The 7,459-nt window shown below is 30.5% G+C and carries 7 protein-coding genes and 2 pseudogenes; all 9 read left to right on the forward strand.

What is annotated here, in order from left to right; translation table 11 throughout:
• Positions 1-140 precede the first annotated feature (140 nt).
• The gene (locus AJN58_RS07485; protein WP_044779608.1) at positions 141-686 is read left to right on the forward strand and encodes a dTDP-4-dehydrorhamnose 3,5-epimerase family protein; all 546 of its coding nucleotides are present in this window, start codon (positions 141-143) and stop codon (positions 684-686) included.
• The gene (locus tag AJN58_RS07490) at positions 686-1,735 is read left to right on the forward strand and encodes a GDP-L-fucose synthase family protein (RefSeq protein ID WP_044779609.1); all 1,050 of its coding nucleotides are present in this window, start codon (positions 686-688) and stop codon (positions 1,733-1,735) included. The genes AJN58_RS07485 and AJN58_RS07490 overlap by 1 nt, the downstream gene beginning before the upstream one ends.
• Positions 1,732-2,949, forward strand: coding sequence for a class I SAM-dependent methyltransferase (locus tag AJN58_RS07495; RefSeq protein WP_070212119.1), 1,218 nt, complete (start codon positions 1,732-1,734; stop codon positions 2,947-2,949). Before AJN58_RS07490 ends, AJN58_RS07495 begins: the two co-directional genes overlap by 4 nt.
• A gap of 3 nt (positions 2,950-2,952) precedes the next feature.
• Positions 2,953-3,988 (forward strand): annotated as a pseudogene (locus AJN58_RS07500) (GDP-mannose 4,6-dehydratase).
• A gap of 23 nt (positions 3,989-4,011) precedes the next feature.
• Entirely contained in the window at positions 4,012-4,950 is a 939-nt protein-coding gene (locus AJN58_RS07505) for an NAD-dependent epimerase/dehydratase family protein (protein WP_044779611.1), read from the forward strand.
• 73 nt (positions 4,951-5,023) lie between these two features.
• Positions 5,024-6,043, forward strand: coding sequence for a D-glycero-D-manno-heptose 7-phosphate kinase (gene hddA, locus AJN58_RS07510; RefSeq protein WP_044779612.1), 1,020 nt, complete (start codon positions 5,024-5,026; stop codon positions 6,041-6,043).
• Positions 6,031-6,636, forward strand: a complete 606-nt coding sequence (gene gmhA2, locus AJN58_RS07515) for a D-sedoheptulose 7-phosphate isomerase (RefSeq protein WP_044779613.1) — start codon at positions 6,031-6,033, stop codon at positions 6,634-6,636. The genes hddA and gmhA2 overlap by 13 nt, the downstream gene beginning before the upstream one ends.
• Entirely contained in the window at positions 6,624-7,298 is a 675-nt protein-coding gene (locus tag AJN58_RS07520; protein ID WP_070210763.1) for a nucleotidyltransferase family protein, read from the forward strand. Before gmhA2 ends, AJN58_RS07520 begins: the two co-directional genes overlap by 13 nt.
• A gap of 11 nt (positions 7,299-7,309) precedes the next feature.
• Positions 7,310-7,459, forward strand: a pseudogene (locus tag AJN58_RS10175) (hypothetical protein); the annotation flags it as partial.

Below are 7,459 nucleotides of genomic sequence, written 5' to 3' on the forward strand. Positions count from 1 at the left end.
GAAAAAGAATGTTTTACTTATAAATTAGGAGAAGAATTTATTAAGGCTAGTAAAAATTGGTATGGGGGTGGGTATATTAAATTTTATTTTAAAGATGTGCCTAGGTTGAAGAGAGAAATAAATCAAGAAAGGAAATAATCATGGCAATAGAATTTGACATACAAGAATCAAAAATTTTAAAAGGAGTGTATATTATAACTCCTAACAAATTTAGAGATTTAAGAGGTGAAATTTGGACAGCTTTTACAAGCGAAGCTATAGATAATCTTTTGCCAAATGGATTAAAATTTATACATGATAAATTCATACATTCTAAACGTAATGTTATTCGCGGTATCCATGGCGATGTAAAAACTTATAAGTTAGCTACTTGTGTCTATGGAGAAGTGCATCAAGTTGTGGTTGATTGCAGAAAAGATTCACCAACTTATTTGAAGCATGAAAGATTCATCATAAATCAAGATAATCAGCAAATCATTTTAGTTCCAGCAGGTTTTGGAAATGCTCATTATGTTAGTAGTGAAAGTGCAGTGTATTACTATAAATGTGCTTATTTAGGAGAATATATGGATGCGCATGATCAATTTACTTATGCATGGAATGATGAAAGAATTGGTATAGATTGGCCAACAAATTCTCCTATCCTTTCAGAGCGTGATATTTTAGCGATGAGTAAGGATAAATGATGCAAAAAGATTCTAAAATTTACATAGCGGGTCATAGTGGTCTTGTGGGTAGTGCTATACTTAATGAACTTAAGCAACAAGGTTATAAAAATCTTGTTTTTAAAACTCATTTTGAACTCGACTTAACAAATCAAAAAGCTGTGGCTGATTTTTTTGAGAGAGAAAAGCCAGAATATGTTATTTTAGCAGCAGCTAAAGCGGGTGGAATTCTAGCTAATAATACTTATCGTGCTGATTTTATTTATCAAAATTTAATGATAGAGTGCAATGTTATTCATAATGCTTATTTACATAAAGTAAAAAAACTACTTTTCATAGCTTCAACTACGGTTTATCCTAAAAATGCAACATTGCCAACTAGTGAAGAGCAAATGTTAAGTGGAGATCTTGAGTATACTAACAAACCTTACGCAATTGCTAAAATTTCAGGCTTGATGCTTTGTGAAAGTTATAATTTGCAATACAATACAAATTTTATAGCAATCACTCCTACAAATTTATATGGCAATAATGACAAATTTGATCTTGAAAAATCTCATGTATTGCCTGGAATTTTAAGAAAAATGCATTTAGCCAAGCTTTTAAATGAAAAGCGATACGAGGACTTATTAAATGATTTAAAATTTGATTCCATTGAAGAAGCTAAGAATTATTTAAAAAAATTTGGTGTAGATGAGAATAATGTTGAAATTTGGGGTAGTGGAAAGCCTACAAGAGAATTTTTACATAGTCAAGATTTAGCAAATGCTTGTTTATTTATCATGAATAATATAGATTTTAAAGATTTAAAAGGTGATAATACTGAGATTATCAATACCCATTTAAATATAGGTCCGCATAAGAATATCACTATCAAAGAATTAGCAGAATTAATCAAAAATATAGTAGGATTTAAGGGAAAATTAGTTTTTAATTCAAATCGTCCAGATGGGGCAATGCAGAAATTTACAGATTGCTCAAAAATTCATTCTTTAGGCTGGAAACATAAAATTGATTTAGAAAAAGGAATCCAAATGATGTATCAGTGGTATAAAAGGAGGGAATTATGAATAAATGTCCATTGTGTGAAGATGAAGAAGATTTAAAACAATTGTTTGAAGCTAGTAATGCTTTTGTTTCTGTTGCTGAAATACAGAAATTTCCATATAAAAAAAGTGATAATTATTGCAAAGGAGATTTGGACATAGAGATTGTTCAGTGTAATAAATGTGGGTATATTTATAATACGAAATTTGATAATAATAAAATGCAAAAAGCGTATTGTAGTGGAGAGTATATTACTCCTATAACACTTTCAAAAACTATGAATTCATATGTAAAATTTTTAAGAGATAAAATTAAACAATATGCTAAAAAAGATAGTATTTTTTTAGAGATAGCACCAGGTGGTTGTGATTTGCTTTTTGCTTTATCTAAGGATTCTAAATTTATTTATAGTGTCGATCCTTCTGTAACTCCAAGCACCCTATTAAAAGATGTACAAAATATTCAACATATTAAAGGTTGTTTTTCTTATGATGTGATAAATCAAAAGCTTTCTCATAAAATAGATTTTATAATTTCTAGGCATTTGATTGAGCATATAGATACACCTAGAAAATTTTTAGAAGATATAGTAAAAATTATAGCAAATAATGGGATTATCTATTTGGAAACCCCAAATATTCTAAATATTTTTGAGTCTAAGCGTTTTTATGAAATTCGTCATGAGCATTGTGGATACTATCAAAATGCAACATTGATAAATATAATGAAAGAATTTGGATGCGAATTGCTCGAATGTCTAAGTTTATATGAAGGTCAGTGGCTAGGTTGGTTCTTTAAAAAAAATAGTAATTTTTGTCAATCAAAAGAAGATTTTAAAGTTTTTGATGAAACAATAAACATTGAATTAATTAATGAAAAAAATAAACTAGAACAATTATTATTAAACTATCAAAAAATAGCCATATATGGGGGGGGGTCTCATGCTAATTCTTTAATTAGTTATTTATCTACAAACATTTGTAAAAAAATTGTTTGTGCTATTGATAAAGATAAAAGAAGACATGGAACTTATTTGCAAAATTCTGATATTTTGATATTAGAGCCTAGTATTGAGAATTTAAAAAATATAGATTGTATAGTTATGGCTATGCCGATTTATGAAAAAATTGTTTTTGAAAAAGAGATTTTAAAAATTTTAACCGAAGGAAAGCTTGGACTAGATATAATTTTTACTAGCAATATAATACAAACAAAAAGTCAATGCTTTAAAGGATAAATCATGGAAAAAACAGCATTAATTACAGGATTTACAGGGCAAGTTGGCTCACAAATGGCAGATTTCTTGCTAGAAAACACAGACTATGATGTTATAGGTATGATGCGTTGGCAAGAACCTATGGACAATATCTATCATTTAAGCGATAGGATTAATAAAAAAGATAGAATCAGTATTTTTTATGCAGATTTAAATGATTACTCTAGTCTTCAAAAACTTTTCGAGAGTCAAAGGCCTGATGTAATTTTTCACCTAGCAGCTCAATCTTATCCAAAAACTTCTTTTGATATACCTATAGAAACATTACAAACAAATATCATAGGAACAGCAAATATTTTGGAAAACATTAGAATTTTAAAGGCAAAAGATGGATATGACCCTGTAGTACATATCTGCTCTTCAAGTGAAGTTTATGGTAGAGCAAAAACAGGTGTTAAACTTAATGAAGAAACAGCTTTTCACGGTGCAAGTCCTTATAGCATAAGCAAAATTGGCACTGATTATTTGGGAAGATTTTATGGCGAAGCTTATAACATTCGCACTTTTGTTACAAGAATGGGAACGCATAGTGGCCCAAGACGTTCTGATGTATTTTTTGAAAGCACAGTTGCAAAACAAATTGCTTTGATTGAAGCGGGTTATCAAGAGCCTGTTATCAAGGTTGGAAATCTTTCGAGTGTAAGAACCTTTCAAGATTGTCGTGATGCTATAAGGGCTTATTATCTACTTTCTCTTGAAAGTGAAAAAGGAAAAGTTCCTTGCGGGGAAGCTTTTAATATAGCAGGAGAAGAGGCTTTTAAGCTCCCTGAAGTTATAGATATATTGCTAAATTTTAGTGATATGGGGGGGGGGTATTGAGGTAAGACAAGTTGAAGATAGGATGCGTCCTATTGATGCTGACTATCAAATGTTTGATAATAGTAAAATAAAGAGTTTTATCGATTGGAAGGCTGAAATTCCTGTTAGACAAATGCTTAAAGATTTGCTAAATCATTGGAGAAATGAAATTAAGAGAGGCAGAATTCCTTTAAATCGATAAAACCATCAATTTAAAGGAAAAATATGTCAAAAAAAGTTTTAATTACAGGTGGTGCAGGTTATATAGGTTCGGTTTTAACACCGATTTTACTTGAAAAAGGTTATGAAGTTTGTGTTATTGATAATTTGATGTTTGATCAAATCTCTCTTTTATCTTGTTCTCATAATAAAAATTTTACTTTTATAAATGGCGATGCTATGGATGAAAATCTTATTAGACAAGAGGTAGCAAAAGCTGATATTATTATTCCTCTAGCTGCTTTGGTTGGAGCTCCACTTTGTAAAAGAAATCCAAAATTAGCCAAAATGATCAATTATGAAGCTATAAAAATGATCAGTGATTTTGCAAGTCCTTCTCAAATATTTATTTATCCCAATACAAATAGCGGTTATGGTATAGGAGAAAAAGATGCAATGTGCACTGAAGAATCTCCCTTGCGTCCTATCTCAGAATATGGGATCGATAAAGTGCACGCGGAGCAATATTTGCTTGATAAAGGAAATTGTGTAACTTTTCGTTTGGCTACTGTTTTTGGAATTTCACCTAGAATGAGACTTGATTTACTTGTTAATGATTTTACCTATCGTGCATATAAAGATAAATTTATAGTGCTTTTTGAAGAGCATTTTAGACGCAATTATATTCATGTTCGCGATGTGGTTAAAGGATTTATTCATGGAATTGAGAATTATGATAAGATGAAGGGTCAGGCTTATAATATGGGATTAAGTTCTGCAAATTTGACTAAAAGACAGCTTGCTGAAACGATTAAAAAGTATATTCCTGATTTTTATATCCATTCGGCCAGTATAGGTGAAGATCCGGATAAAAGAGATTATTTGGTTTCAAATGCTAAATTAGAGGCTACAGGTTGGAAACCAGATAATACTTTAGAAGATGGTATTGAAGAACTTTTAAGGGCGTTTAAAATGATGAAAGTTAATCGCTTTGCAAATGTTTAAATAATATTATATAGAAGTTAAGTATATTTTGCTATAATTTTTATAATAAATTATAGAAATAAGTAGTAATTCAATGAAAACCATACGCACGCAAACTCCTCTCCGCCTTGGTTTGGCAGGTGGAGGGACTGATATAAATTTATATTGTGATAAATACACAGGTTATGTTTTAAATGCGACTATATCTTTATATATACATTGTACTTTGATCGAAAGAGAAGATGGAAAAATCATTTTTGATTCTCCTGATACAAATTCTTACTGTGAGTACGAAAGTAGAGAGCGTTTAGAAAATGATGGAAAATTAGATATTTTTAAAAGTATTTATAATCGCATTGTAAAAGATTTTACAAAAAAACCTTTGAGTTTTTCTTTGCATACATACTCAGATGTACCAAGTGGTAGTGGGTTGGGCGGAAGTTCAACTTTGGTTGTAGGGGTTATAAAAGCCTTTACAGAATGGCTTAATCTACCTTTAGGAGAATATGAAATCGCTAAACTTGCTTATGAGATAGAAAGAGAAGATTTAGGCATAGTAGGCGGAGCGCAAGATCAATATGCCGCAACTTTTGGCGGTTTTAATTTCATGGAATTTTATGATAATAAAAGAGTCATTGTTAATCCTTTGCGTATTAAAAACTGGATAACTAGTGAGCTTGAAGCTAGAACTGTGCTTTATTTTACAAATATCACAAGAGAAGCAAAAGATATAGAAGAGCATAAAAAAGGAAAACTTGGAGATGAAAAGTCTTTAGAAGCCATGCACGCAATAAAACAAGATGCTATAAAGATGAAAGAAGCTTTATTTAGAGCCGATTTTGGTACTTTGGCACAAATTTTAGGAAAATCTTGGCGGTCAAAAAAAATCATCTCAGAAATCGTTAGCAATGATGAGCTTGAAAGAATTTATAAACTTGCTATAGATAACGGAGCCTATAGTGGCAAAACCAGCGGAGCAGGAGCTGGTGGATTTATGTTTTTCTTTGTGGATCCTACTAAAAAATACAACCTAATCAAAGTTTTAAGAAAAGAGCAAGGTTATGTGCAAGATTTTTCATTTACAAAAGATGGGGTTAAATCATGGAGAATTTAAATTCCTATATAAAAGAACATTTTCAAGAATCAATTTTAGTAAAAGAGCAAATTTTAAAAGATAAGAATTTAATAGCTCTTATTAAAAATGCTTCATTAGAAGTCATAAAAGCTTATAAGAATGGTAACAAAACTTTATTAGCAGGAAACGGTGGCAGTGCAGCAGATGCACAGCATATTGCAGGGGAATTTGTAAGTAGGTTTTATTTTGATAGACCTGGTATCGCAAGCATTGCGCTTACTACAGATACTAGCGTATTAACAGCTATCGGGAATGATTATGGTTATGAAAATTTGTTTGCTAGACAAGTGCAAGCTCAAGGAGTTAAGGGAGATGTTTTTATAGGCATTTCAACAAGTGGAAATAGTAAAAATATCTTAAAAGCTTTAGAGTTTTGCAAACAAAAAGAAATCATAAGTATAGGCTTAAGTGGAGCTAGTGGTGGGGCGATGAATGAACTTTGTGATTATTGCATAAAAGTGCCTTCAACTTGCACGCCAAGAATTCAAGAAGCACATATTCTAATAGGACATATTATTTGTGCTATTGTCGAAGAAGAGCTTTTCGGTAAAGGTTTTTCTTGCAGGCAATAATACTTTGTGGCGGCTTAGGAACAAGACTTAAAAGTGTTATAAAGGACATTCCAAAGCCTATGGCACCGATAGATGATAAGCCTTTTTTAGAATTTATTTTTGAGCATCTTAAAAAGCAAGGTATAAAAGAAGTAATTTTAGCAGTATCATACAAATATGAAGTGATACAAGAATATTTTAAAGATGAGTTTTTGGGTATAAAAATAAAATACAGCATAGAAAAAGAGCCTTTAGGAACGGGTGGAGCTATAAAAGAGGCTTTGAAATTTATAAAAAACGAGACTTATGTTTTAAATGGCGATACTTTTTTTGACATAGATTTAAGTAAATTAAAGCTAAATAGAAGTAAAATTTGCCTCGCTTTAAAACAAATGAATGATTTTGATAGATATGGCACAGTAAATGTTAATGAGCAAGGTTTTGTGATTTCTTTTGAGGAAAAAATATTCAAAAATCAGGGTTTGATCAATGGTGGAATTTATCTTTTAACTAAAGATATTTTTAATAAATTTGATTTAGAGAAAAAATTTTCTTTTGAAGAGTTTTTACAAGAAAATTATGAAAAACTAAAAGCTAAAACTCATATTTTTGATGATCATTTTATAGATATTGGTGTGCCAAATGACTATTATAATTTTGCAACCAACCAAAGCCATTTTTAAAGGAAAACCCCATGCATAACCCAAATTCAGCTATAGAAAGAGTAAAAAATCATCTCGCTTATAAATTAGGCCAAGCCATGATTGATTTTACAAACAATGGGGGGGGTACATAACATTATTTAAAAAACTTTATAAAATTAAAAAACAACACAAAAAAGAAC

Source organism: Campylobacter sp. BCW_4321, from assembly GCF_001763075.1.
Classification (GTDB): Bacteria; Campylobacterota; Campylobacteria; order Campylobacterales; family Campylobacteraceae; genus Campylobacter_D; species Campylobacter_D jejuni.

What these genes read in the sequence shown, in the direction of transcription:
- AJN58_RS07505 (WP_044779611.1), top strand. Translation starts at nt 4,012, where the DNA reads ATGTCAAAAAAAGTTTTAATTACAGGTGGTGCAGGTTATATAGGTTCG.
- gmhA2 (WP_044779613.1), top strand. Translation starts at nt 6,031, where the DNA reads ATGGAGAATTTAAATTCCTATATAAAAGAACATTTTCAAGAATCAATT.
- AJN58_RS07485 (WP_044779608.1), top strand. Translation starts at nt 141, where the DNA reads ATGGCAATAGAATTTGACATACAAGAATCAAAAATTTTAAAAGGAGTG.
- AJN58_RS07490 (WP_044779609.1), top strand. Translation starts at nt 686, where the DNA reads ATGCAAAAAGATTCTAAAATTTACATAGCGGGTCATAGTGGTCTTGTG.
- hddA (WP_044779612.1), top strand. Translation starts at nt 5,024, where the DNA reads ATGAAAACCATACGCACGCAAACTCCTCTCCGCCTTGGTTTGGCAGGT.
- AJN58_RS07495 (WP_070212119.1), top strand. Translation starts at nt 1,732, where the DNA reads ATGAATAAATGTCCATTGTGTGAAGATGAAGAAGATTTAAAACAATTG.